The organism is Paenibacillus albicereus (genome assembly GCF_012676905.1).
Lineage (GTDB): Bacteria > Bacillota > Bacilli > Paenibacillales > Paenibacillaceae > Paenibacillus_O > Paenibacillus_O albicereus.
Genome location: NZ_CP051428.1, coordinates 2,157,933 through 2,182,777 on the forward strand (window position 1 = coordinate 2,157,933; position 24,845 = coordinate 2,182,777).

General features: G+C 64.8%; 21 protein-coding genes. 20 read left to right on the plus strand and 1 reads right to left on the minus strand.

Annotated elements, in window-relative coordinates:
* The first annotated feature begins 207 nt into the window (after window positions 1-207).
* The 12 genes from HGI30_RS09345 (at window position 208) to HGI30_RS09400 (ending at window position 11,741) form a co-directional block, all read left to right on the plus strand.
* Entirely contained in the window at window positions 208-2,391 is a 2,184-nt protein-coding gene (locus HGI30_RS09345) for a phage tail tape measure protein (RefSeq protein ID WP_168907312.1), read from the plus strand.
* On the plus strand, window positions 2,388-3,023 hold the full coding sequence (locus HGI30_RS09350; protein WP_168907313.1) for a LysM peptidoglycan-binding domain-containing protein: 636 nt from the start codon (window positions 2,388-2,390) through the stop codon (window positions 3,021-3,023). The genes HGI30_RS09345 and HGI30_RS09350 overlap by 4 nt, the downstream gene beginning before the upstream one ends.
* Window positions 3,020-4,003 (plus strand): XkdQ/YqbQ family protein, encoded by a 984-nt coding sequence (locus HGI30_RS09355; RefSeq protein ID WP_168907314.1) that lies wholly within the window; start codon window positions 3,020-3,022, stop codon window positions 4,001-4,003. Before HGI30_RS09350 ends, HGI30_RS09355 begins: the two co-directional genes overlap by 4 nt.
* A gap of 33 nt (window positions 4,004-4,036) precedes the next feature.
* The gene (locus HGI30_RS09360; RefSeq protein WP_168907315.1) at window positions 4,037-4,495 is read left to right on the plus strand and encodes a DUF2577 domain-containing protein; all 459 of its coding nucleotides are present in this window, start codon (window positions 4,037-4,039) and stop codon (window positions 4,493-4,495) included.
* Entirely contained in the window at window positions 4,495-4,914 is a 420-nt protein-coding gene (locus HGI30_RS09365; RefSeq protein WP_168907316.1) for a DUF2634 domain-containing protein, read from the plus strand. Before HGI30_RS09360 ends, HGI30_RS09365 begins: the two co-directional genes overlap by 1 nt.
* Window positions 4,907-5,971, plus strand: coding sequence for a baseplate J/gp47 family protein (locus HGI30_RS09370; protein ID WP_168907317.1), 1,065 nt, complete (start codon window positions 4,907-4,909; stop codon window positions 5,969-5,971). The genes HGI30_RS09365 and HGI30_RS09370 overlap by 8 nt, the downstream gene beginning before the upstream one ends.
* Window positions 5,961-6,536 (plus strand): putative phage tail protein, encoded by a 576-nt coding sequence (locus HGI30_RS09375; protein WP_168907318.1) that lies wholly within the window; start codon window positions 5,961-5,963, stop codon window positions 6,534-6,536. Before HGI30_RS09370 ends, HGI30_RS09375 begins: the two co-directional genes overlap by 11 nt.
* A 6-nt stretch (window positions 6,537-6,542) precedes the next feature.
* Entirely contained in the window at window positions 6,543-7,877 is a 1,335-nt protein-coding gene (locus HGI30_RS09380; protein WP_168907319.1) for a discoidin domain-containing protein, read from the plus strand.
* Entirely contained in the window at window positions 7,870-8,316 is a 447-nt protein-coding gene (locus HGI30_RS09385) for a hypothetical protein (RefSeq protein ID WP_168907320.1), read from the plus strand. The genes HGI30_RS09380 and HGI30_RS09385 overlap by 8 nt, the downstream gene beginning before the upstream one ends.
* A complete protein-coding gene (locus HGI30_RS09390) occupies window positions 8,306-8,803 on the plus strand; it encodes a hypothetical protein (RefSeq protein WP_168907321.1) in 498 nt (165 codons plus the stop codon). Before HGI30_RS09385 ends, HGI30_RS09390 begins: the two co-directional genes overlap by 11 nt.
* The gene (locus HGI30_RS09395; RefSeq protein WP_168907322.1) at window positions 8,800-9,657 is read left to right on the plus strand and encodes a peptidoglycan-binding protein; all 858 of its coding nucleotides are present in this window, start codon (window positions 8,800-8,802) and stop codon (window positions 9,655-9,657) included. The genes HGI30_RS09390 and HGI30_RS09395 overlap by 4 nt, the downstream gene beginning before the upstream one ends.
* Window positions 9,658-9,761: 104 nt before the next feature.
* Window positions 9,762-11,741, plus strand: coding sequence for a PAS domain-containing hybrid sensor histidine kinase/response regulator (locus HGI30_RS09400; RefSeq protein ID WP_168907323.1), 1,980 nt, complete (start codon window positions 9,762-9,764; stop codon window positions 11,739-11,741).
* Between the two features lie 304 nt (window positions 11,742-12,045).
* Here the strand turns inward: HGI30_RS09400 and HGI30_RS09405 are convergent, their stop codons facing one another.
* Complete coding sequence (locus HGI30_RS09405; protein WP_168907324.1) at window positions 12,046-13,278, minus strand: aminopeptidase; 1,233 nt, start codon at window positions 13,276-13,278, stop codon at window positions 12,046-12,048.
* Window positions 13,279-13,399: 121 nt separating this feature from the next.
* On the opposite strand from HGI30_RS09405, the gene HGI30_RS09410 reads away from it, so the two are divergent.
* The 8 genes from HGI30_RS09410 to glgD all read left to right on the plus strand — a co-directional run bounded on the left by HGI30_RS09410 (window position 13,400) and on the right by glgD (window position 24,830).
* Window positions 13,400-13,981: a GNAT family N-acetyltransferase gene (locus HGI30_RS09410; protein ID WP_168907325.1), complete on the plus strand. Its 582-nt coding sequence runs from the start codon at window positions 13,400-13,402 to the stop codon at window positions 13,979-13,981.
* A 169-nt stretch (window positions 13,982-14,150) separates the two neighbouring features.
* Window positions 14,151-16,565 (plus strand): alpha/beta hydrolase, encoded by a 2,415-nt coding sequence (locus HGI30_RS09415; RefSeq protein WP_168907326.1) that lies wholly within the window; start codon window positions 14,151-14,153, stop codon window positions 16,563-16,565.
* A gap of 168 nt (window positions 16,566-16,733) precedes the next feature.
* Window positions 16,734-17,438 (plus strand): DsbA family protein, encoded by a 705-nt coding sequence (locus HGI30_RS09420; RefSeq protein ID WP_235680372.1) that lies wholly within the window; start codon window positions 16,734-16,736, stop codon window positions 17,436-17,438.
* Window positions 17,439-17,675: 237 nt separating this feature from the next.
* Window positions 17,676-18,167, plus strand: coding sequence for a disulfide oxidoreductase (locus HGI30_RS09425; protein WP_168907328.1), 492 nt, complete (start codon window positions 17,676-17,678; stop codon window positions 18,165-18,167).
* 270 nt (window positions 18,168-18,437) lie between these two features.
* Entirely contained in the window at window positions 18,438-19,103 is a 666-nt protein-coding gene (locus HGI30_RS09430; protein ID WP_168907329.1) for a transcriptional regulator, read from the plus strand.
* 1,373 nt (window positions 19,104-20,476) lie between these two features.
* Entirely contained in the window at window positions 20,477-22,537 is a 2,061-nt protein-coding gene (gene glgB / locus HGI30_RS09435) for a 1,4-alpha-glucan branching protein GlgB (RefSeq protein ID WP_168907330.1), read from the plus strand.
* A gap of 17 nt (window positions 22,538-22,554) precedes the next feature.
* Window positions 22,555-23,721, plus strand: a complete 1,167-nt coding sequence (locus tag HGI30_RS09440; RefSeq protein ID WP_168907331.1) for a glucose-1-phosphate adenylyltransferase — start codon at window positions 22,555-22,557, stop codon at window positions 23,719-23,721.
* Window positions 23,718-24,830: a glucose-1-phosphate adenylyltransferase subunit GlgD gene (gene glgD, locus HGI30_RS09445; protein ID WP_168907332.1), complete on the plus strand. Its 1,113-nt coding sequence runs from the start codon at window positions 23,718-23,720 to the stop codon at window positions 24,828-24,830. Before HGI30_RS09440 ends, glgD begins: the two co-directional genes overlap by 4 nt.
* The last annotated feature ends 15 nt before the right edge of the window (window positions 24,831-24,845 follow it).

Below are 24,845 nucleotides of genomic sequence, written 5' to 3' on the forward strand. Positions count from 1 at the left end.
GCGGCGAGCCGTTCCTGCTCCATCTGATCTTCCAGCGGCACGGCATCCCGCCCGACGAGGTGTACAACAAGGAGGAGCGCTTCAAGCGTTTCATGTACGCCTCCATGATGCTGCAGCTGGAGGAAGAGGAGAAGGCGCGGAAGGCGAGCGAGAGGGCGGCCGCCCGCAGGTAGGATTTTGACGATCGAAAGGAGGGAGCGGGCGGAAATGAGCACAGGAGGCGCTGCGCCCGGACCGTCCCAACATGCCGCTCTGGAGAAGTTCTCGCAGCTGATGGAGAAGATCCGCCGGCAGATGGAGCAGCTGTCCAAGCTGGATCCGATGGGAGCGGCCGGGCGGAGCTTCGCGGAGAAGCAGAAGCAGGCCAAGGAATTCCTGGAACAGATGGGAAAAGTGCGGAAGGAGACATCCGATCAGCTCCGCGCGATCGCAAGGCAAGCCGCTTCAAGCTCGGCTAAAGCCGCTAACGCGGCAGGAAGCGCCGTGCGGGCGGCGGGAAGCGCAGCGGCGAAGGCCGCGGGCCATGCCGCCAGGACGGCTGGCGATGCCTCGCTGAAGGCAGCGAAGAGCGCCGCCAAGGGGAGCATCCGCTTCGCCTTCAGGGAAAGGTCGCTCGCGCCGCTGGCCGGCATGATGAGGTCCGGGTGGGGAGGCGCGAAGGCGCTGGGTGGCAAGGCCAAGAGCTGGGCCGGCCCAAAATGGATGGACTCGACGAAGCCGGTCCGGGAAGGATGGGGCAAGGCGAAGGAGGCTGTGTCGCAAGCGACGGCTCCGGCGAGAGCGTATCTGGCGGAGCATAGCCGTCCGATGCGCGAGCGCTGGGCAGGCTACAAAAATCGCGGCGTGACGGCGGTCAAGTCGTATGCGCAAGGGCTCCGCGAGAAGGGAAAAGGGGCCTACGGCAAGCTGGCCGAGCACGGTCCGGCGGCAGCGGCGATGGCCGGGAACGCGATCCTCGCAGCCGGAACGAGGTCGATCGAGGCGGCGGAGACGTTCGGCAAGGCGTCTGCGATCCTGCGGGCTTCTGCCGGCGTGCCGGGCGACCGGATGGGAGAGATGCTGGAGTCCTTCCGCAAGGTAGGGTCGCAGGTGCCTCAGAACCTGGATGAAGTGGCCAAGGCGATGGGCACGCTGCGAAGCAGGCTGCCGCTTGCGGGAGCCGGGCTGGAAAAGACGGCCAAGACGCTGCTGGACGCTTCCCGGCTGACCGGCGGCGACAGCGCCGGGATGGCCGAGTCGCTGGCCGCCGTCATGGAAGGCTGGGACATCAAGCTCGGCGACAGCTCCGGAACGCTCGACAAGTTTTTCGCTGCGAGCCGGACCGGCAACACCGACATGTCCGCCTTGATGAAGGGCGTAAGCGACTCGGCCGGCTCGTTCAAGGAAATGGAGCTCGGGCTCGAGGCTTCGACGGCGCTGATGGCCAAGTGGCAGAAGGCGGGCATCAGTCCGATCCAGGACGTCCTGAAGAAGGTCAAGGACGGCAAGATGCAGCTGCCCGAGGGCGGATTCGAGATCATCGCCTCGCAGATCCGGCAAGCGGAGTCCATCGCCGAGGCAGCGCAGCTGGCGATCGGCGTGTTCGGCCAGGAGGCAGGCATCGACCTGGCGCTGGCGCTGCGCGGCAGCACGGACGGCTTCAAGGGTATGCTCGGCTCCATGAGCGAGGCGAGCGGCAGCATCTCGGCGCAATCGCAGCAGCTGCAAAGCTTCGGCGACGGCTGGGGCGCGCTGCAGAACCGGATTACGATCGCGCTGGCGCCGCTTGGCGAGGCGCTGCTGCCGCTCGGCGAAGGAATCGTGACCGTCATGGAAGCATTCGCGCGCAACGCCGACATCGTCGGCATCACGGCGGCTACCATGGCCGGCATCCTGATTGCCGTCTTCGCCCCGTCGCTGCTCGCTTCCGCCGCGGCCGCCTGGGCGCTTGCGGCGCCGATCCTGGCGATCCTCGCTCCCGTGCTGCTCGTCGGGGCGGCGGTGGCGGGGCTGGCCTATCTGTTCAAGTACCACTTCGATGACATCAAGAAGTACTTCGACGACGTTGTCGGCGGAATCCTGGAGAAATGGCGCAAGGTCAAGAGCTTCCTCGGCCTCGGGGAGGACGCGACCGTGACCGTAGCGGCCGCGGGGCCAGGCGGCGCGGCCGCCCTGCCCGGCCATTACCACGGCCTCGGCTACGTGCCGTACGACGGCATGGTCGCGCGCCTGCACAAAGGCGAGCGCGTGCTGACCGCGCAGGAGAACCGCGAGCTGTCCGGAGGAGGCACTGCCGGACTGGCGGTAACGGTGACCGGCAATACGTTCCACGTCCGGCAGGAAAGCGACATCGACGGCATCGCCCGCGCGCTCGCGCGCGAAATCCGCGCTGCGGGAGGGCTGATGGGATGAGCGGCATGCAGTTCTGGCTGACGCCGGACGGCGGAGGCAAACGGCTGCGGCTGCCGGTCAACCCGGCGGTGCTGTCGGTGAAAATGGCGCAAGGCTATCAGGACATCTCGGTCGTCGCGCTCGGCGAGCGGACCGTGTTCGGCGAGGCGGGTCTCAGCGAGTTTGCGATCGCCTCGTTTTTCCCCCGCGACTATCATCCCGGCTACTGCGAGCACATGGAGCTCGAGCCGCCCTGGAGATGCGTCCAGCTCGTGGAGGGCTGGATGAGGACCCGCAAGCCGGTGACGCTCGACATCACCGGCACGGCGGTCGAGGGCGTGCCGGCGACGATCCGCTCGTTTTCCTACGAGGAGCGTGCCGGCAGTCCAGGAGACCTCTACTATGAGCTCGCGCTCAAGCAGTTCCGCCCGGTGCAGGCGGAGCCCGCCGCAGAGCAGCAGGAGCGCAGGAACGGAGCCCGCACGCCGCCGGCGACATATGTGGTCGCCCCCGGCGACAGCCTGTGGAAGATCGCCCAGCGGATCTGGGGCAATGGCGACCGCTGGCGGGAGCTGCATGCGGCCAACCAGGCCGCCATCGGCAAGGACCCGAACCGGCTGCAGGTCGGCCTCCAGCTGAAGGTGCCGACATGAGCTGGACGCTGACGCATGTGCGGCGAGAGGGGGGCGAAGTCGATCTGAGCGCGATGTGCGCGTCGATCCGCTGGTCGGGCGATGTCCAGCAGGCGGCGCGCAAGCTCGTCGTCGAGCTGGTCAATACCGCCGACGGCCGCGGCCGGCTGGCCCAGATCGACAAGGGCGGAGAGCTGCGGCTGGCAGGGGAGTCGGGCGGGGAGCTTTTTCGCGGCGTCGTGTTCGCGGACTCGATCGACTCCGGCGGCCGCATGTCGGTGACGGCGTACGACGAGAACATCTACCTCGCCAAAAACAAGGATTCCCGCCTGTTCCGCAGCATGACCGCGGACGGCATCATCCGCCAGCTATGCAGCGAGTTCGGCGTGTCCGTCGGCAAGCTTGCCTCGACCGGCTTCGTCATCCCGAAGCTCATCCAGCGCGACAAGACGCTGTACGAGATGATGGCGAAAGCGTTGGAGATGACGGAGGAGCAGAACGGACGCCGGTTCTCGATCGGCTCTCGGGAAGGCCGGCTCGAGCTGCGGGAGCGGGCGCACGAGTCCGTGTCCTGTCGCATCGAAGCGGGGCGGAACCTGCTGTCGGCGTCCTACTCGCAGTCGATGGAGGAGATGAAGACGCAGGTGAAGGTCATGGGCCTTGATCCACAGCGCAAGGAGCAGTCCGTCATCGTCCGCAGCGCCGAGCTCTCGGATCAGTTCGGCGTCATGCAGCATTTCGTCAAGCCGAACGCGGCGATGAGCCGCTCGATGATGCAGCAGCAGGCCGACGAGCTGCTGCGGCAGAAGGCGACGTTCGCCGACGAGGCGAGGATCGAGGCGCTCGGCATCGAGGAAGCGGTCTCGGGCGCGGTCGTCGAGGTCGAAGAGCGATTGAGCGGCATCGTCGGCCGTTATGCGATCACCGCCGACGAGCATTCGTACGAAAGCGGCGCGCACCGCATGTCCCTGTCGCTTTCGGCGATGGAGGAAGCGGACTGAGGCGCGCCGCAGAATGGACAGGAGGGATGCGGCATGGACAGAGGAGAAGGATCGGGAGCGAGCCAGCTTGTCCAGCTCATGCGGAACATAGGCTGGAACGCCGATACGACGATCGAGCTCGGAACCGTCGTCTCGGCGCCTCCCGAGCTGAAGATTCGGATCGACCATATGGAGCTGGTGCTGGAGAAGGATGATCTCGTCGTCGCCGAGCGGCTGACGAAGCATACGCGCAAGGTGGATATGAGTGCCTCCGAAAAGGCGAAGATGTCGGCGGCTGCAGGTGATGTCACGATGACCATCCTACCGCCGCCTCCTGCCGGGACGACGATCCAGACGACGATCCAAGGGCTGAGCCTTGACAACGGCAGCTGGAGCGTCGAATGCGCCGATTTGACTTATTGCAACGAGCTCAAGGCCGGCGAGCGCGTCATCGTCGCCGGCGTGCAGCAGGGCCAGCTGTACCTCGTCCTCGATCGGGCGGTGACGTACTGATGGCGCTGTCGCCGCTCAAGCCGAGAAGCTCGGCCGCGTCCGCCGCGCCTCCGGCGCCGCGCCCGTCCCGGACGTATGCGCTCGACTTCACGTCCGGCCAGCTGGAGAACCGGCTGATCGACGGGGAGGAGGCGCTGCGCCAGGCGATCGAGAAGGCGCTGCGCACGGCGCGCTTCCGCTACCTCGCCTGCGACTGGAGCTACGGCTCCGAGCTCGACCGCCTCATCGGCGAGGATCTGACGCCGGAGCTGATGAGAAGCGAGGTGCCGCGAGTCATCCGGGAAGCGCTGCTCGCGGACGACCGGTTGCTGGACGTGCGGGATTTTGTGCTGGACAGCCAGGGAGACCGGCTGAGCGCGCGTTTCGCGGTCGTCCACAAGGACGGACTATTGCAGCAGGAGGTGACGCTGCTTGTTTGAACAGCAGACGAAACAAGCGATTCTGGAGCGGATGCTGGCGGCCGTGCCGACGGAGCTCGACCGCCGGCCGGGGTCGGTCGTCCATGACATGCTGTCGCCGGCCGCGATCGAGCTGGCCCAGCTCTACGTCCGGCTGGATCAGGTGCTGGACTGGGGCTTCGCCGGGCCGGAGCAGCCGGGAGCCTATCTGGATCTGCGCGCGGGCGAGATGGGGCTCGCGCGCAAGCCCGGCACGAGAAGCGACGGCGAGCTGCTGTTCGCCGGAGCGGCGGGCACCCGCCTCCGCCAAGGGACGATCGCCTCGCTGCCGGACGGATCCGCTTCGTTCGCGACCCGCGAGGAGGCGGTCATCGGAGAGGGAAGGCAGGTTCTCGTCCGCGCGTCCGCCGCGTATCCGGGCGCGGCGGGCAATGCGCAGCCCGGCGCGGTCAGCCGCGTGCTGGGCGATCTGGCCGGCATCGTCGCTGTGACCAACCCGAAGGCGTTCGCCGGCGGCGCGGACGAGGAGAGCGACGCTTCGCTGCTCCAGCGGTATCATGACCGCGTCCGCACGCCGGCTACGAGCGGCAATGCCGGGCATTACCGCCAGTGGGCGCTGGAAGTGGAAGGCATCGGCGACGTCAAGGTGTTCGAGGTGTGGCAAGGAGGCGGCACGGTCAAGCTGTCCCTGCTCGGGCCGGACGGCACTCCGGCCAAGGCGGACAAGGTCGAGCTGGCGCGCGCGGCGATCGAAGCGCGGCGGCCGATCGGGGCCAAGGTGACGGTCGCTCCGGCGAGAGGAATCGAGATCAACGTCTCGGCGCGGCTGCGCTTCGTGCCAGGCGTGGAGCTCGAGCCGATCGTCGCCGAGTTCCGTCGGCGGCTGGCCGCCTATCTGGCCGGCCTCGCCTTCAAGAGGGATCGAGTGCCTTTCAACCGCATCGCCGGCATCCTGATCGGCATCGACGAGGTCGACGATTACGTCACCCTGGCCATGAACGGCGGCAGCGCCGACATCGGGCTGGAGGCGGACATGGTGCCGGTGGCGGGAAAGGTCGAGATCGAGTATGGCGCATAGGCTGGCGGAGCAGATGATGGGCATGCTGCCCAAGTATTACGAGGACGCGCTTGCCGCGATCGCGATCATCGAGCGCGAGGCGGCGGAGCTTGAGCTTGCCTCCGGGCAGCTGGACGAGGCGTTCCGCCAGTTTTTCCTCGAGACGGCGACATGGGGGCTGTCCCGCTGGGAAGAGGCATGCGGCGTCCCCGCGAGCGGCGGCAAGCCGTTCGACCAGCGTCGCTCGCTGATTAAGTCGCGGCTGCGGGGAGCCGGCACGGTGACGCTCGCCGTCATCCGCAGCGTCGTCGATTCGTTCGAGAACGGCGAGATTTCGGTCGAGGAAAAATTCAGCGACTGGAAGGTCGTCGTCACGTTCATCGGCAAGCGCGGCGTGCCGCCGAATCTGGCGGACGTGAAGACGGCGGTGCGCGAGATTCTGCCGGCTCATCTACAGCTGGAGTTCCAGTTCACCTACCTGCGATGGGAAGAGCTGGACGCCGCCATGCTGTCCTGGGACGCGCTGGAGAAGCTCGGCCTCGGCTGGGACGCGCTTGAACGTTGGAATCCTGCAGAAGGGAAGTGATCCGTCGTGGCGCAGCTGCCTAGCGGACTCAAGACATTCGAGGCCTCGGACACCGTCCGGAGATCGGCCCAGAATGAGAATATCGAAGTGCTGGACCGGTTCGTCGTCAAGACGAGCTCGTCCAACGTCGCCAAAAACAAGCGCGCCGCCGCGACGGCAGGCGTGCTGAACGGGTTGCCGACGGCCCCGTGGTCGTCCGCGGCGGCCGGAGACGGAGGCCGGTGGGCGCTGCCCGCGGGAGTCGTTTATCCGCAGTCGCTTACGGTCGATCTTGGCCTGCCCTACGCCAGGCTCGAAGGACTCAGCTTCGGCGGGTGGCCGGTCCAGAACGCCGCCTCGCTGCCGAAGGACTTCATCGTCGAGTCGAGCCCGAACGGGACCGATTGGGTCAAGGCGTACGACCATGCCGGCAAGCCGGCTTATGCGCCGCTGTCGTACCTGCCGCTGTCCGCGAGCACGGATTGCAGGTACGTCAGGCTGACGGTCAAGGCATCGGCGTCGGCCGACGGCTCGGCGTCCGTGTCGTGCCTGAGCGTGTTCAGCGCGAGCCACGGCAACCGGGATCTCGATCCGCTCGACGACGAGCGCTCCTGGGGCCTCAACGCGCGGCTGCAAGGACTCGTCGTCATGGGGGAGGGCGCCATTCAGGACGACGGGGCGGGCAAGGTGTCGCTCGACGGCACGCTGATCGTCATGAACCCCGCCTCGGGCAGCTATGTACGGGTGTCGCGGGGCTCGTTCACGCTCGGACCGTGGGACTATCTCTACGTCGATCTTCCTTATGGGACCGCAGGCGAAGTGCCGCCGCAGAAGGGAACGTACCTGGAGAATGGGCGTCCGTACGACCACAAGAACCGATTCGTGCTGGCGCAGCGCAACGGGGTCGGGCTCGTGCACTTCAATCTCGCGCCGTCCTCGCGGCTGGTCGGGACGAATACGCTCGTCCAGCGCTCGCAGACGAGCGCGAACGCGGACTATGCCGCCAGCGCCGCTTATGCGGCCAACGCGGACAAAGTGGATGGCATCCATTTTTCCGCTGCGGGAGGCAGGCTGCAATTCAACGACGGAACGGGGTGGAAGGGCGTGGGAATCAAGCAGGTGCTGCGGGGAGAGACGTCGATCGCAAATCCGAACGACTCGGTCAACGTGCCGATTCCGTGGATCGACCGCTCGAAAAGCTTTCTTCAGGTGACGTCATCCCTTTATCAAGGCAAGAACGATGCCGCGACATCCTCGGGCGTCTATGCCGTGCTGTTCAACGACCGCATCTATCTGTTCGCGGCAGGGCTGCCGGCCGCGCGGACGATCTTCATTTCCTGGGAGGTGATCGAGTTTGCCTAACTTTTACGCGCAAGTCGCTTCGGACGGCCGAGTCATCGGCCGCTGCGAGTATCCGCAGCCGGTCGAACACAGCGCGCTCGTGCCGGTGTCGGAGGAGCAGTACGGCCAGCCCGGCCTGCTGTTCGCCCGCTATAAGGGCGGCCAGCTGTCCGGCACGGCCTCGCTGCTGACGGCCGACAAAGGAGAGCTGTCCGCGGATGGCGTCGATGCCGTCCGCGTGCGTCTGCTCGTCGGGGACTGGATGTCGCGGCTGGACGAAAGCTTCAGCGGCCCGGTCCAGGTGACGGTGCAGGGCCAGTCGCAGGCGATCCAGGCTGTCAAGGGAGCCGCGACGTTCGCGGTGACGAGCCGCGAGCCCGGCCTGCTGCGGATCGCGACGCTGGGTTTGGACCGCAACGCGGAGCTTTATGTGAAGGCGGTGAAGCCCGGTGAGCGATGAAGCGAAGCGCAAGCTCGGAATAGCATCGGGAACGGAAGCCGGCGAGACGCCGGGCATCAACGGCCGGGAGGGAAGCGGCGCTTCTGGAGGGGGAGAAGTCGGCGGCGGACTGATGGAGATCCGCAGCTCGGGCGCGGAAAGCTGGGACTTGCAGCGCCTGCCGGCGGCGGACTCGCTGCCGGTCGGAGCGAGCTTCGCGGTCGCGCCCCGCCCCGAGCGGCTGAGGAGCGAGGAATGGACGGCGAGGGCGCTCGAGCGGGCAAACAAGCCGCCGTCGGAGGCTACCCTGCAGCTCGTCTTCGAGCTGCTGCAGGACGTGCTGCTCGGCCAGCAGCTGCTGGCCGAGCGGCTCGAGCGGCTGGCCGGTTCCGCCGAGGCCGCCCAGGCTGTCGGATCGATGTCCATTCCGTATTTCGGCCAGGGCTCGGTCCGGCTGCCGTCCACGGGCGGCGGACCGCCTGCAGGCGGCGGGAGCGCTTCGTCATGAGCGGCGGTACGGAAGGCTTGCCGCCGGCATTCCGCGAGCCGCTGTCGGCGGAGAGCGGTTCCGCATCGAGCGCGGCGGTGCGGCTCGTGCAGGAGAGGCTCGCCGCGCTCGGCTATGCGGGCATGAACGGGGCGCCGCTGAAGGCGGACGGCTGCTTCGGCCCGAACACGCTGCATGCGGTGAACCGGTTCAAGGAACGAAGCCGTCTCGGCAATACAGGCAGCGCTGCCGGCATCGTCGGGCGGCAGACGTGGGAGGCTCTGTTCTCGTCGTCGGCCGCGCGGGAGGAGCACAAGGCCCGTAGGCGGATCTACTACAGCCAGGAGGATCCGCGCTGGCGCCATGTGCCGTACACAGTCGGGGGCAAGGATACGATCGGCACCTCCGGCTGTGGTCCGACCTGCATGGCGATGGCGGTCGGGAGCCTGACGGACGCTCGTCCGCTGCCGACGGAGCTGGCGGCCTTTTCGATCCAGCGAGGGTACCGGACACGGGCTTCCGGCACGTCCTGGAGCTTTTTCCCGGCGGCGAGCCGCGAGTACGGCCTTACCTGCAAGGCGACGTCTTCCTTCGAAGAGGTGCGTGCGTCCATGCAGCGAGGCGGATTGGCCATCGCCTCCATGAAGCCCGGCCGATTCACGTCGGCAGGGCATTTCATCCTGTTGGTCGAGCCGGCGCGGACGGCGGCGGGAGAGCCGGGCTTTCTCGTCTTCGATCCCAATCCGGACAACCGGCTGTACCGCGGCGCGGTCGACGAGGGCGTGCGGGACGACGGCCGGGTGACGGCGCCGGATGCGCTGCTCCGGCTGGAAGCGAAGCAGGTTTGGATTTTGGCGTCGGATTCGGCCTTGTGACGCATTCTTCTTGACTATTTTGTTGAAAGGCGTGCGAGAGCAGGCGGATGTGGTTAATATAGGAGGTGGATTCAAACCGACAGACCGGGAGTGGACATCGAATCATGGATAACTTCGCAGCGCAGCGGAGCGGAGCGGAGGAGGAACGGACGCCGCGCCAGCCGGGCCGAGCCATGCTGGCCTCAGTCATCAGCCGCAGTCCCAACCCTCTCCTTCTCTTCGATTCCGGCTTCAGGATCATTATGGTCAACCCTGCTTTCCTCCGAGCGTTCGACTGTACGGCCGAGGAGCTCGCAGGCTTCGGAGCCGATGCGTTCGCGCGGCGCTGCTTTCCTGCGGACAGCGTCTGCAAGGCGGAGCTGGCCCGCATCCGGGATCGCGAGCCGATCGATTGCGAGGAGGAGCTGACGGTCGCCGGCGGCGAGCGCCGCACCTTCCGCGTCATCGGCTACGAGCTCGAAGGGGAAGCCGGCTCGGGCGGAGGGTATCTGCTCAGCCTCGAGGACGTCTCCGAGCGCAAGCGGTTCGAGCTTCAGCTGCAGGAATCGGTCGAGCGCTACACCTCGCTCAAGAAATACAATCATGACGCGGTCATATCGCTCGATCTGCAAGGGCGGGTCATCAACTTCAACCAGGAAGCCGCCAGGCTGCTGGGCAAGCCGGCGGAGGAGCTCGCCGGCAAGGATTTTTCGCCGTATCTGCTCGTCGAGGAATCCGGCGGCACTGCCGAGATCGGACCGATCCTCCGGCAGGCCAGCGAGGATACGGCGGCCGAGCGGAAATTTACCGGCATGAGGCACAGCGGCGGACGCATCACGGAAATTCTCGCCTCGATTGCTCCGATCATCATCAACGGGACGACCAAAGGCTATTATCTGATCGCCAAGGATATGAGCGTGCAGAAAAAGCTGCTTATCGACAAGGAAGCGGCCGAAGCGACGAATCGGGCCAAAAACGAGTTTTTATCGATGATGAGCCACGAGATCCGCAATCCGATGAACGGCATTCTCGGCCTGACGCGCATGATGCTCGACACGCCGCTGGAGGGAGAGGCTCGCCAGTATATCGAGCTGATCCGCAAGAGCAGCCATGCGCTGCTCCATATCGTCAACGACACGCTGGACTATACCCGATTGGAGTCGGAAGGGACCGAGCGCGCCGTGGAGCGGCCGTTTCGGCTCGACGAGCTGCTGGATGAGATCATCGCCATCCATATGCCGATCATCGTTCAAAAGGAACTTCGCCTCGAGACCTCGATCGCCAAGGACATGCCGGCGGAGCTGCTCGGAGATCGGGGCAAGCTCGGGCAGGTGCTGCTCAACCTGATCGGCAATGCCGTCAAGTTCACCGATCGCGGGGACATACGAGTCGCCTTCACCTTAAAGGAAGGGGCGGGGGCGTCCTTGCTCGTCGAGGGCGAGGTATCCGACACGGGCGTCGGAATTACGGAGTTCGAGCAGCAGCAGCTGTTCCACCCTTTCCGCCGCATCGGCGCCTACATGACCCGGACGGAGGAAGGCAGCGGCCTAGGCCTCGCCATATCCCGGCGGCTCGTCGAGCTTATGGGAGGAGCGATCGAGGTCGAGTCGACTCCGGGCCAGGGCTCGCGCTTCCGCTTCCGCTTCGCGGCGAAGGCCGTGGAGGCTCGGCCGTCGTCGGGACAAGCCGAGCCTTCGCCCGAATCGGACGGTCCGCTGCGCGTGCTCGTCGGCGAGGACAATGAGATCAACCAGCTCGTCATCCGCAAGATGCTCGAAAAGTCCGGGCATGCCGTCCGAGTCGTCTCCAACGGCGCCGAAGTGCTGGAGGCGCTGCAGGAGGAAGGACCGTACGATCTGCTGCTGCTCGACATCTTGATGCCGGTGCTCGGCGGCTTCGAGACGATGGCCGCGATGCAGAAGATGAAGCTGGAGCAGCCGCCGTATGTCGTGGCCGTGACGGCCAACGCGCTGCGCGGCGACCGGGAAGCCTGCCTGGAGGCGGGCATGGACGATTACCTCAGCAAGCCGATCCGGCGAGACAAGCTGGAGGAGGCGCTTGCGGCCTTCCGGATCTCGGCGAAGGCTCGGCCGTCGCGAAGCTGAGCGGCCGGTCGAGATCGCCGGGAAGCCGGCGCCTGCGGAGAGCTTGTCTCTGGGGCCGCTGCATGAAGTCCCGCATGACAAGAAAAACCCGGAAAGAACGGAGCCCGCTCCGTTCTTTCCGGGTTTTTAGGCATGCGGCCATGCAGCAATCGGCCTGCAGGCGTGAGATTCGCTGTCCTGCTGAGGGCACCGCGCGAATGCGGTGCCGGGGGCGTCTCGGGCCATGCGGCTGCGCAGCGAACGCCGCGCCGCCGCAGCTTTTGTCTGTCCACCCCGCCTGATGCCTGCTACACCCAGCCTTTCCTTAGAACGCCCAGTTGCCGGCGCGGAAGATCGGCTCCGCGCTGCCGTCCTCGGCGATGCCGTCGATGTTCATGTCGGCGGAGCCGATCATGAAGTCGACATGCGTGAGGCTCGTATTCAGGCCCCGCGCCGCGAGCTCTTCCTGGGAGAGCCCTTTGCCGCCCTCGATGTTGAAGGCGTACGCGCTGCCGAGCGCCAGATGGTTCGAGGCATTCTCGTCGAACAGCGTATTGTAGTAGAGGATGTTCGAGCGGGAGATCGGCGAGTCGTGCGGCACGAGCGCCACTTCGCCGATGCGGCGGGCGCCGGCATCCATTTCGAGCAGTCCCTCCAGCGTCTCCAGGCCGCGCTCGGCTTCCGCCTTGACGACGCTGCCGTTCTCGAACGTCAGCTTGAAGTTGTCGATGATGTTGCCGCCGTAGCTGAGCGGCTTGGTGCTCGAGACGTAGCCGTTCACGCCGTCCGCCTTGGCGGCGGTGAACACTTCCTCGGTCGGCAGGTTCGCGACGAACGGGATGCCGGCCTCGTTGATGCTGTCCGCCGCCACCCACAGATGGCCGTCGGGCAGCTCGATCGTCAGGTCGGTTCCCGGCGCGGTATAGTGCAGCTTCTTGTACTTGCGGGCGTTCAGATGCTGGGAGCGCGCGTTCAGGCTCGCGATATGCTCTTCCCACGCCGCCACCGGATCGTCGAGATCGCAGCGGACGGCTTTGAGGATCGAGGTCCACAGGCTTATGTACTGCTCTTCCTCAGTCGAGCCGGGGAACACTTTGGCTGCCCATGCCTTGGACGGGGCGGCGACGACGCACCAGCTGAACTTGTCGGACTGCGTCATCTGGCGGTAGGCCGCCATCGCTTTGCCGTACGTTTTCTGATGGTTGACGATCCGCTGCTTGTCGATGCCCTTCAGCAGGTCGGGATCGGAGGAGACGACGCTGATGGCGGCTCCGCCTTGCTCGCCGAGCTCCGTCATTTCGCCGGCGTACCATTTCGGCTCCTCGAGGAACGCCTCGTCGGGAGCGAGCTCGTAGCGGGTGCGGGCGATCGTATCGTCAGACCAGTTCACCTTGACGGAAAAGGCTCCTGCCTCGTAGGCTTTGCGGACAAGTGCGCGCACCAGGTCGGCCGAGTCGAGCGTCGCGTTGATGGCGAGCTTCTGTCCGGGCTGGATGCGAACTCCGACCCGGATGACGAGATCGGCGTAACGTTCGATTTGCTGCTGCAATTTGCTCAAGTGGTTCAGCCTCCATTCGCGTATGCGTCATGCAGTCCTATTGTACACGATCCCGTTCGAAAAAAGACAATCGCGTGCTATAGTGGAGAAAACGAGACCGTTGCGGAAAGGGGCGGAAGCGATGTTTCACCGCCGGCTGGAGGGCGGCTGCGAGCTGCGGGTGCTCGCGCCCGGCGACGCCAAGGCGCTGTACCGGACGCTGGAAAAAGACCGGCGCGAGCTGGAGTCGTGGCTGCCCTGGGTCGGGCAGATTCGCGGCTCCTCGGACATGAAGGATTACGTCCGCTTCGAATGCAAGCGCTACAAGGAAGGCAAGGCGATGTCCGCCGTGCTCCTGGACGGCGCTTCTGCGGCAGGCATGATCAGCTTTCAGGAGCTGGACTTCCGCCATCGCAAGGCGTCGCTCGGCTACTGGCTGGGCAGCGCCTGGCAAGGACGCGGCCTGATGATGCAGGCGGCAGCGGAAATGCTCGCCTTCGCATACGGGACGCTGGACCTCAACCGCGTCGAGATCCGCGCGCGCACGGACAACCGGCGCAGCCGAGCGGTCGCGGTGCGGCTCGGCTTCGCGCTCGAAGGCGTGCTGCGGGACGAAGAGCATGCGGACGGCATGTTCCGCGATCATGCCGTCTACGGCCTGCTGGCGCGAGACTGGGCGGACGGGAGAGCGAGCCTCGAGGCTCCAAGCGGCCCGCCTGTTTGATCCTGCGGTCCGTCAGGCCGCTGCGGCCCGCCGGCTTCCTGAAGCTGCCTGCCTCTCGCAGCGGCTCGACGCGGCAGGCCGTTGATCGGCAAGCCTCCAGCTCTTCCTCCCGGGTCTGCTATACTGGTAGAATCGAAGAGTCAACGAGAGGATCTGGAGGCGAGCAGACGTGTCGATGGAGTGGAGGCCGCTTGAAAAAGCGGAACAGCGGATTCCGGGTCCAGCGCCGCGGCGCAAGCGGCTGAAGCCGGTGGAGGCGCCCGGTCAGCGGGACGGCGCGTTCTGGCGCCGATCGATGGCCGGCGTCTGGACGGGCGGAGCGCTGCTGTGCGCGGCCTCCGCGCAGGGGCTGCCGCTCGGCTTCGGTCCCGCCTATGACTGGCTGGCGATGACGCTCGCCGGCACGGCCGCGCTCGGCATCTGCGCCTGGGCGCTCTCCTGGCTGATGAACTGGCTGCGGCTGCCGGTCCCCCGCCGGTTCGCGGGCGGCGTCCTGACGCTCGCGGCCGGCACGGCCGGCGCGCTGCTCGTCTCGGAGCTGCGCTGGACGGCGGCGCTGCCGCTCGCGGCCGCGTACGCGCTCGCGGCCGCCGCGGGCGGAGCCGCTTTTGCCGCCGCGCTGCCGAGGCTTCGTCTCCGCCGCCCTAGGCCGCTTGCCGCCACGCTCTCGTTCGCCGGCGCGCTGCTGCTCCTGCCGCTCCTGCTGTCGCTGCCCGCTCCGGGCTTCGGCGGCTCGGCGGACGATGCGGACGTGGCGGGGAGCGGGGGCGCGTTGGACATGCCGGGGCGATCCGGCGCCTACACCGTCTTGACTTATGGCAGCGGCACCGGCCGGCAGGCGGAGTTCGCGGAGGAGGCGGACATCCGCGCGTCCGCCGCAGACGCTTCGGCGCTGCTGCCTGACTGGGGCCGGCTCGAGGCATGGTATTGGGGCTTCGAGCCGGAGCGAATGCCGCTGAACGGCACGCTGTGGCTCCCGGACGGGGACGGGCCTTTCCCGCTCGCGCTCATCGTGCACGGCAACCATATCGCCCAGCAGCGCTCGGACGCAGGCTATGCCTATCTCGGAGAGATGCTGGCATCCAAAGGCTACGCCGCCGTCTCGGTCGACGAGAATTTTCTCAACTTTTCTCCCTGGACCGGCATTCCGGACGACGACATGAAGCTTCGGGCATGGCTGCTGCTGCGTCACCTCGAGGAGCTGCGGCGGTTGTCCGGCCAGCCGGAAGGTCCGCTCTCCGGCAAGCTCGACGCTTCCCGGACGCTGCTGATCGGGCATTCCCGCGGCGGACAAGCCGCGGCGATGGCGGCCGATGCAGGCAAGTGGTTCCCCGGCGACGCCGCTCTCGCGCGTTCGGTGGCCGGGGTCGCCGCGCTCGCTCCGACGGATACGGAGGAGGACGGGCGGCGCGCGGAGCTGGAGCACGCCAGCTATTTGACGCTGCATGGCTCGCGGGATGCGGATCTGACTGTCTTTTACGGGGAAAGGCAATATGGCCGCGTGCGGCTCGAGCCCGGCTCGGACCGCTTCAAGGCGGCCGTGTATGTCGAGGATGCGAACCACAGCCGCTTCAACGCGGACTGGGGCACGATGGACCATTCGCTGCCGGGAGGCCTGCTTCTGAGCCAGCGGGACATGCTGGCCGGAGAGCGCCAGCGCCAGCTCGCCGCGGCCTATGTCGGGGCGTTCGCGGACGCCGTGCTCGGCGGAGACCGCGCGGCGCGCGCTTGGCTGATGCCGGAGGCGCAAGCGGTCGGAGGAAGCGCCTCCGATTCGTTCGCCGGCATTCGGACGTTCCACCAATTTGCCGAAGCGGATGAGCGGCTCATGGCCGACTTCGAGCGGGAGGCTGCCCGGCAGGCGGGCTTCGGCGTGACCGCCGAGGCGGCGGCCGGCTCCGCCTTGAGCGCCGAGCCGCTGCTCGACCGCAATGGCGATCCGAAGGGAAGCCGGGGGGCCGTCGTCGCGTGGGGATCGCAGACGGATGGTGCCGGGCGGCTCGATGAGGACGGGAGGTCTGCGAGCGAAGCCGGCAGCTCTGAGTCCGCCATAGACGAGTCTGGCATCGCAAAAGAGCCCGGGGACGCCGCCGGCCCCGGAGTCGAAGATGCCCGGAGCGCCGCCGATCCGAACGGCAGCTGGCTGAGGCTCATCGGACTGCCGCGGCCGCCGGACTCCGCCGGGGGAGGACTGAGCTTTGCCGCGGCCAACCTCGGGGGCGGGCCTTGCTCCGAGCGGGCCGCCTGCCGGCCTGAGCCGCTGCAGCTGCAAGCGGTGCTGCGCGACCGGGCTGGCGTCGAAGCCGAAGTGGCGGTCGCGGATGGGATCGCAGCGGTGGAGCAGGAGCCGTTCCTGCGGCCGGCGTGGCTCGACGCATTCGTCAGCGATGGCAAATACGACCGTCCGGCCGAGCCGGCGCGGGTGACGATCCGCCTGCCGCTCGCCGCTTTTCGGCAGGCGGAGCCTAGGCTCGACACGGACTCGCTCGCGAGCCTGGAGCTGCGCTTCCGCTCGTCCGGCGGCGGGCCGGGGCGGATCCTGCTGGACGACTTCAGCTGGTATCCCGCTTCGTCGTCCGATTAGGGAGCCGACAGCACGGACCCGCCGAGCCGGCGCGATCATCGAATTCTCCCCCAGAATTCGTCATTTCGACGCTTGACGCTGTTCTCGCGTGCTAGCTATACTTTGGTAAGTGCCTGGATGGCCAGGCTGCTGGATTACGAGCCCCATGACCGAAAGGAAGGACGCCTCTTGAGCCAATCGAAAAGCAGCAAAAAGAAAAAGAACGTCTATGTGCCTCCGGCCAAGCAGAAGAAGGGCAACGGAGCTCTCATCTGGCTGACGATCGCCATCGCGTTCATCGCCGTCGTCATCATTCTCGGCATCAACAATTCGTCCAAGCCCCATGCCTTTGATTACAAAGAGCTTCCGCGCCTCGGCGCCGAGGACGCCAAGGTCAAGCTCGTCGAGTTCGGCGACTACAAATGTCCGAGCTGCAAGGTGTTTTCCGAGCAGATCAAGCCGCTGCTCGTCAAGGATTACATCGAGACCGGCAAGGCCGCGCTTTACTTCGCCAACTATGCCTTTCTCGGTCCGGATTCGGTGACGGCGGCCGTCGCGGCCCACTCCGTCTACCTGCAGGATCCCGAGCAGTTCTGGGCCTACAATGATGCGATCTATGCGAACCAGGGGGATGAAAACACCGTCTGGGCGACGCCCGAGCGGCTCGTGCAGATCGCCAAGGACGCCAAGCTCGACATCGATTTCGACAAGCTGCTGAGCGACATCAATGCCGGTGTCGGCTCCGACAAGGTCGCCGAGGAGAGCCGGCTCGCCGAGACGACGCTCAAGGTCGGCGGCACGCCTTCGCTCTTCGTGGATGGCGAGCAGCTCAAGTTCAACAATTATGACGACATCAAGAAGGCGATCGACGAAAAGCTCGGTTCGGATAAGTAAGCTTCAACCGGCTTGCTTCAGGACAGCGTGTCGGCAAGGGGAGAATAGTCTTTTGACGCTTGCCGATAGGTTGCCGGGGACAGCAATCCAATGGACAGCTCTCGAACGAGCAGGCTAAGGCCGCTTGACATGATGTTGTTGAGGACCAGATTGGGATTGCGGGATCGGGTCCGATGGACGAGAGGCGTCAGCGCTAGGAGAGCTGTTTCGGAATTATGGATGGGAGGGTGGCGGCTCATGGCCGAACCGAACGACGAGGCGAAGTTCGACAAGCAAGACGAGGAAGATGCCTACGGCTATGCCGAGGACGAGCCTGAAGGACTGTGGGAGCGCTACCGGTTCTATTGCGCCTGGGTCGTCGCGCTCGTCGCGACGCTCGGGAGCCTTTATCTGAGCGAGATCGCCGGATACATGCCATGCGACTTGTGCTGGTATCAGCGCATCTTCATGTATCCGCTGGCGGTGCTGCTCGGCATCGCGGCCTATCGGGGCGACAGGCAGATCGGCGTTTATGCGCTGCCGCTCGCTTGGATCGGCATCGGGATCTCCTTTTACCACAACCTGCTTCAATGGTTCCCGTCGCTGTCGGGCATCGTGCCGTGCAAGTCCGGCGTGCCGTGCAATCAGGATTACTTGAACTGGTTCGGCTTCATCACGATTCCGCTGATGGCGCTGACCGCCTTCGCCCTCATCCTGATCCTGCTCCATGTGAAGGGACGCCGCCGGTAGGCAGCAGCTTGCCGGATGCGAGTCGCTGAATGGCTAGAGGCAGGCATTTGAATCTCTTGCTTCAGCCTGATGCGTCGCCGCAGCTGCCCCGGCAGGCAGGGCGCCTCTATGTGCCGCTTGAGCTTCCTTGACTAGTGGTGCGATTTATGTTCCCAGCCTAATCAAGACCGCGGTCGTGAAGCACACGCCGCTTCAAGTCCATCCCGATCCGGGAGGGCTTGGAGCGGCTTTTTTTGATCTCTCTATCTAGTTAAAGGAGCAACTGAAACCATGCCAAACTTTCAAACCGTCTATGACGAATGGCTGCAAGCCGAGATTCGGAACGAGTCCGGACCGCGCCGCCGGGAGCTGCTGGAAAAAGGCCTCGGACACGGCACGGTCGCTTTCCTGCGGCAGATCTGGTTCCCCGCCATGCGCAGCTTGACTCATCTTCATCCGGAATGGGAAGTCCGGGACGCGTCGAATGGATACCGTTACATTGACCTGGCTTACCTGCCGGGCGGCGGCGCGAAAGGGGGCATCGAAATCCAGGGCTTCGGCCCTCATGCCCGCGACCTCGACGTGCGGCGCTTCAAAGACCTCAGCTGGAGGCACTCCATGCTGGCGATCGACGATTGGCTGTTCATTCCCGTCGCTTATCTGTCCATCGTGGAGGAGCCGAAGCGCTGCCAGCAGCTGGTGCTTTCCTTCGTGGGCAAGTTCGTCGCTGGGGAAGGCGCCGGCTCGCTTACGGCGATGGAGGCGGAGACGGTCCGCTACGCCAGGCGGATGTTTCGGCCTTTCACGCCATCCGAGCTGATGGTTCATCTGAACGTGAGCGCCACCTACGCCAGGCGGATCCTGCATCGCTTGGTCGAACTCGGGCGCCTGAAGCCGGTCGGAGGAAACAAGCGGTATCGATCCTATGCTCTTCCGGACTGGAATCCGCTGCCGTAACGAGTCCTTGAGTCCTCGAAATGGCCGGCGAATGGCGGCATGCTTGGAATTTGCCGAGCGAAATCCATCTGGCTTTCGTTGCTCCGTTCCGGTCATCGTTCCGTGCGGATAGAGCGGCAAGATCGGCTTGTCGTTGTCCGCGCGCAGCTTGCAGAGAAAGCCATGAGAATGGAAGCAGGGGGGAGTTCCAGGAGCACCGATTGTTTCAGCACATTCAGTACCCTCGTTTGCTCCGGCGCCACTGGTCGCTCAAACGCCATCGTTTGCAGTAGAGCCATCGTTTGCAGTAGAGCCATCGTTTGCAGTAGAGCCATCGTTTGCAGTAAGCCATCGTTTGCAGTAAGCCATCGTTTGCAGTAAGCCATCGTTTGCAGGAAGCCATCGTTTGCAGGAAGCCATCGTTTGCAGTAAGCCATCGTTTGCAGTAAGCCATCGTTTGCAGTAGGGACAGGATCCATCCTCTGAGTCGTGGAATCCTTTCTTCGCGGGCATCCTAGTTTAACGAAACTAGCATGCCTTATTTCGCCTTTTGAGGTCCATTTTGATTTCTAACGAAACAGAGAAGCGCTATTGCCCTGTTTCAGTGGGATTTCAAGGCCGTTCAAAGCGAATAAGCTCTGCTAGTTTCGTTAGATTTTTTTCGAGACTCTTTTTCCTCGGATAGCGTCTGTCCGTTTCGTTAGCGGTGTAGTAGGTTTGCGCGGTGCACTTGGAGGAACGCCCGATCCTAGTTCCGAGCAGTGAGACAGAGCGATCGAGCAGCCGGCATGTGGAGCGCATACCCAATAGCCTCGCTTAGCACGGTTAGCCTTCGTGCGCCGCGCCGCCAGCCGCCAGTCAAGCCCCGTCTCACGAGCTGCCGACGCGCCGTCTGCCGCCATGCCGAGCGCCGCCACACGAGCTGCCGCCGCGCCGCCAGCCGCCCGCCAAGCGCCGCCGCAAGAGCTGCCGCCGCGCCGCTCGCCGCCCGCCAAGCGCCGCCACACGAGCTGCGGACGCGCCGCCCGCCGTCATTCCAAGCGTCGCCGCACAAGCTGCCGCCGCCCGCCGCCCCTCCTCGCGGTCCATCCGAGATGTCCGAGTCCGACCGCCGCCCGAATCATGCGACAATTCGCCACCTCTGATTGACCCGCCAATGCGCCGGGTATATTCTTAGGGCAAGTGCTTCGTAAAAGCGTTTACATTCATCGCGATCCTACATATACGTTCATGCAGATTTTGAGGGCGTCCGGCCGTATCGTCCGCCTCCGGGACGAAGCGACGGCTTCGCCTGCGTCAACTAATCTATCATGGCGACGCGCAGGTTTGCTATAATGGAACTACTTTCAACCGAATGCCCCTGCCTTAGCGAGAATGATCCGGAGGTGTCCCCCATGCCTACACTCAAGCCCAAGCAGACCGTCCATGCCGATCCAGCTGTCCTAGACGATTCGTCCGCCGACAGGGATCAGCCCGCCATCATCGATCCGCCCGCCGAATCCAAGCCATCCGCCAAGCCGAAAAAATCCTCCAAGCCGAAGGCATCCGCCAAGGCCAAGCAAGACAAATCGCTCCTCAAGGACGTGTACTTGTTCAATCGCGGAGAGAACGACTTCGCCTACCGCACGTTCGGCGCGCACAGCAAGCTCGAGGACCGACGTCGAGGCGTGCGCTTCACCGTCTGGGCGCCGAACGCCCGCGAGGTCGGCGTGGCCGGCGACTTCAACGGCTGGAACGGCGAGCATCACCGCATGGAGCCGATCGATTCCACCGGCGTCTGGTCGCTGTTCATTCCCGGGCTCAAGGCCGGCGATCTGTACAAGTACGAGATCGTCGCCGCGGACGGCCGCAAGCTGCTCAAGGCCGATCCGTTCGCCTTCGCAAGCGAGCTGCGGCCGAATACCGCTTCGATCGTCGCCGATCTGTCCGGCTACAAGTGGAAGGACGACGAATGGCAGCAGCGGAAGCAGACGACGGCTCCGTACGATCAGCCGATGCTCGTTTACGAGATGCATCTGGGCACGTGGAAGATCAAGGCGCCGGAGGTGTTCCACAGCTACGACGAGATCGGCGGGGAGATCCTGGACTATGTCGTCCGCATGGGCTATACGCATATCGAGCTGATGCCGCTCGCCGAGCATCCGCTCGACAAGTCCTGGGGCTACCAGATCACCGGCTACTTCGCTCCGACGGCGCGCTACGGCTCAGCCAAAAGCCTCATGAAGTTCATCGACCGCTGCCACCGCAAGGGGATCGGCGTCATCCTCGACTGGGTGCCGGCCCATTTCGTCAAGGACGAGCAGGGGCTCCGCCAGTTCGACGGCACGCCGATCTACGAGAGCGCCGACCCGAGCCTCGCGGAGAAGCCGCTCTGGGGCACGAACGCCTTCGACTACGGGCGCACCGAGGTGCAGAGCTTCCTCGTCTCCAATGCCTTGTACTGGATGGACCTGTTCCATGTGGACGGCCTGCGCGTCGACGCGGTCGCGAGCATGCGCGACCTGACGATGGACAAGCCGCCGGAGCTGCAGGCGCGCAACAAATACGGGGGCACGCGCCATCTCGAGGCGGACGCTTTCCTCCAGAAGCTCAACAAGGCGGTGTTCCGCTACTTCCCGAATACGCTCATGATCGCCGAAGACAGCTCGCCCGAGCCGGGCGTCACGACCCCGGTCCACGACGGCGGGCTCGGGTTCAACTTCAAGTGGAGCATGGGCTGGATGAACGACATGCTCCGCTACATGCAGCTCGACCCGTCGCAGCGGCATCAGCGCCATGACTGGCTCACCTTCGCGATGATGTACCACTACACGGAGAACTTCATCCTCCCGCTGTCCCACGACGAGGTCGTGCACGGCAAGAAGTCGCTCCTGAACAAGATGCCGGGCAGCTACGAGGAGAAGTTCGCGAACCTGCGCCTGTTCTACGGATTCTGGATGGCGCATCCCGGCAAGAAGCTGCTGTTCATGGGAGGAGAATTCGGCCAGTTCGACGAATGGAAGGATAGCGAGTCGCTGGACTGGATGGTGCTGGAGCATGACTCCCATCGGTCGATGCAGCAGTATGTGCGCAAGCTGAACGGCCTGTACCGCAAGCTGCCGCAGCTGTGGGAGCAGGACTACGATCCGGCCGGCTTCGAATGGATCGACGTCAACAACGCCGAGCAGAGCATCGTCTCGTTCATCCGCAGGAGCAAGGACGGCAGCTACGCCGTCGCGGTCGCGAACTTCTCCAGCCGCCGCTACGAAGAGTACCGGGTCGGCGTGCCGGACAAGGGCAGGTTCAAGCTGCTCCTGCACAGCGACGACGCCCGGCTCGGCGGAGCCTCCGCAGAGCTTCCGACCTTCCTCTCCAGCCAGCCCGCTCCGATGCATGGCCGCGAGTACAGCCTCACCCTGCACTTGCCCCCGCTGTCCTTCCAGCTGCTTGAGCACCAGCCGAGGGGAACACACTGACACGAGGAGTTGGGACCATGGGCCAAAAAGAAATGATCGCCATGCTGCTAGCCGGGGGAGAAGGAAAGCGCCTCGGCGTCCTCACGAAGGATTTGGCCAAGCCGGCCGTCCATTTCGGAGGCAAATACCGGATCATCGACTTTACCCTGAGCAACTGCATGCACTCGGGCATCGACACCGTCGGCGTCCTGACCCAGTACCAGCCTCTCGTCCTGAACCGGTATTTGGGCATCGGCAGCCCTTGGGGCCTCGACCGCAGCGACGGCGGCATGGCCGTGCTCCCGCCCTATGTCAAGTCCAAAGGCGGCGACTGGTATAAAGGAACCGCCAACGCCATCTATCAGAACATGGGCTTCATCGACCGCTATGAACCGGAATACGTGCTCATCATCTCCGGCGACCACATCTACAAGATGGATTATGAAAAGATGCTGGAGCATCATAAATCGACCGGCGCGGACGTGACCGTCGCCGGCTTGAAAGTCGACATCAAGGAAGCGAGCCGCTTCGGCACGATGATTCTTGGCGAAGGCACCCGCATCGCCGACTTCGAAGAGAAGCCGAAGCATCCGGTGAGCGATGTCGTTTCGATGGGGGTCTACATCTTCAACTGGAAAGTGCTGCAGAAATATCTGATCCGCGACGAAGCCGACCGCAAGTCGTCGCATGACTTCGGCAAGGACATCATCCCGGCGATGCTCGAGGACGACATCAGCTTGCACATGTACCCGTTCAAGGGGTATTGGAAGGACGTCGGCACGATCGAGAGCCTGTGGGAAGCCCACATGGACCTGCTCGGCTGCGAGCCGCAGCTCGACCTCGGCGACGACGACTGGCGCATCTATTCGACCCGCCACAATCGTCCGGCCCATTATGTGTCTCCGGCCGCCTCGATTCGCGAGTCGATGATTACGGAAGGCTGCGTCGTCGAAGGCGAGGTATCCCGCTCGGTGCTGTTCAGCGGCGTCGAGATCGGCGAGGGGTGCCATATCTCCGAGTCCGTCGTCATGCCCGGCGCGATCATCGGCGCGGGCTGCAAGGTGTACCGCACGATCGTAGGCGAGAACGCCGTGCTCGAGGCGGGCGTCGTGCTCGGCTCGCCGGAAGGAACGGAGATCGGCGTCGTCGGCAGCGACGAGAAGATCGCCCGCAACCATTCGCTCCAGGAGGTGCAGCAGCCATGATCAACAAAGCGATGGGCGTCGTCAACCTGATCCACGAGACCGACGAGCTGGAAAGCCTGACCGCCACCCGCTGCCCGGCGACCGTGCCGTTCGGCGCTCGCTACCGGCTGATCGATTTCATCCTCTCCAGCATGGTGAATTCCGGCATCTCCAAGGTGGCGGTATTCGCTCATACGAAGTATCGCTCGCTCATGGACCATCTCGGCTCCGGCCGTCCATGGGACCTGCATACGCGCCAGAGCGGATTGTTCGTGCTGCCGCCGTCGTCCGATCAGATCCATGAGCTGAGCCGAGGCGACCTGTACCATTTTTACCAGCATCGGGACTACTTCCAGCGCTGCAAGCTCGAATACGTCGTCGTGACCCGGAGCCATATGGTGTGCAACGTCGACCTGGATGCCGTCATCGACTATCACGAGAGCCAGCAAGCCGACATTACGGTCATCTGCAAGCGGCAGGCCGACCTGCTCGGCGGCAAGACGCGCAAGGTGGAGCTCGGCGAAGGCGGACGGGTCAAGGGCATGCAGGACCACTTCGGCAACATGGATTCCGACGTGCATTCCATGGAAATCTACATCATGAAAAAGGACCTGCTCATGGATCTGGTGCAGACGTCGCTGGCCCAGGGGCAGGATCATCTCGTCCGGCATGCGATCCTGTCGCGGATCGACCGGCTGCGCATCTTCGGCTATTTGTACGAGGGCTATCTCGGCGTCGTCAATACGGTCGAGGCCTACTACCGGACCAGCATGGACCTGCTGCGTCCGGAGGCATGGCGCGAGCTGTTCTTCCAGCCGGGCCCGATCTTCACCAAGACCAAGGACGAGCCGCCGACCCGCTACCTCGAAGGGGCGAAGACCGGCAACTCGCTCATCGCCAACGGCTGCAAGATCGAGGGCACGGTCATCAACAGCGTCCTGTTCCGCGGCGTGCAGGTCGGCAAGGGCGCGGTCATCCGCAACAGCATCGTCATGCAGAACGGCGTCATCGGCGACGGCACGCAGCTCGACCGCGTCATTCTCGACAAGGAAAGCCACGTCGAGGCGCATCGCGATATCCGCGGCACGGAGGGGCTGCCCTTCCTGGCGGGCAAGAGAAAGACCATCTGATGGTCTTTTTCTCTG

Excerpts from the sequence above, each read along its gene's own strand:
- glgB (WP_168907330.1), top strand. The coding sequence starts at position 20,477 with ATGCCTACACTCAAGCCCAAGCAGACCGTCCATGCCGATCCAGCTGTC.
- HGI30_RS09410 (WP_168907325.1), top strand. The coding sequence starts at position 13,400 with ATGTTTCACCGCCGGCTGGAGGGCGGCTGCGAGCTGCGGGTGCTCGCG.
- HGI30_RS09355 (WP_168907314.1), top strand. The coding sequence starts at position 3,020 with ATGAGCTGGACGCTGACGCATGTGCGGCGAGAGGGGGGCGAAGTCGAT.
- HGI30_RS09360 (WP_168907315.1), top strand. The coding sequence starts at position 4,037 with ATGGACAGAGGAGAAGGATCGGGAGCGAGCCAGCTTGTCCAGCTCATG.
- HGI30_RS09345 (WP_168907312.1), top strand. The coding sequence starts at position 208 with ATGAGCACAGGAGGCGCTGCGCCCGGACCGTCCCAACATGCCGCTCTG.
- HGI30_RS09395 (WP_168907322.1), top strand. The coding sequence starts at position 8,800 with ATGAGCGGCGGTACGGAAGGCTTGCCGCCGGCATTCCGCGAGCCGCTG.
- HGI30_RS09440 (WP_168907331.1), top strand. The coding sequence starts at position 22,555 with ATGGGCCAAAAAGAAATGATCGCCATGCTGCTAGCCGGGGGAGAAGGA.
- HGI30_RS09365 (WP_168907316.1), top strand. The coding sequence starts at position 4,495 with ATGGCGCTGTCGCCGCTCAAGCCGAGAAGCTCGGCCGCGTCCGCCGCG.
- HGI30_RS09430 (WP_168907329.1), top strand. The coding sequence starts at position 18,438 with ATGCCAAACTTTCAAACCGTCTATGACGAATGGCTGCAAGCCGAGATT.
- glgD (WP_168907332.1), top strand. The coding sequence starts at position 23,718 with ATGATCAACAAAGCGATGGGCGTCGTCAACCTGATCCACGAGACCGAC.
- HGI30_RS09375 (WP_168907318.1), top strand. The coding sequence starts at position 5,961 with ATGGCGCATAGGCTGGCGGAGCAGATGATGGGCATGCTGCCCAAGTAT.
- HGI30_RS09350 (WP_168907313.1), top strand. The coding sequence starts at position 2,388 with ATGAGCGGCATGCAGTTCTGGCTGACGCCGGACGGCGGAGGCAAACGG.
- HGI30_RS09400 (WP_168907323.1), top strand. The coding sequence starts at position 9,762 with ATGGATAACTTCGCAGCGCAGCGGAGCGGAGCGGAGGAGGAACGGACG.
- HGI30_RS09425 (WP_168907328.1), top strand. The coding sequence starts at position 17,676 with ATGGCCGAACCGAACGACGAGGCGAAGTTCGACAAGCAAGACGAGGAA.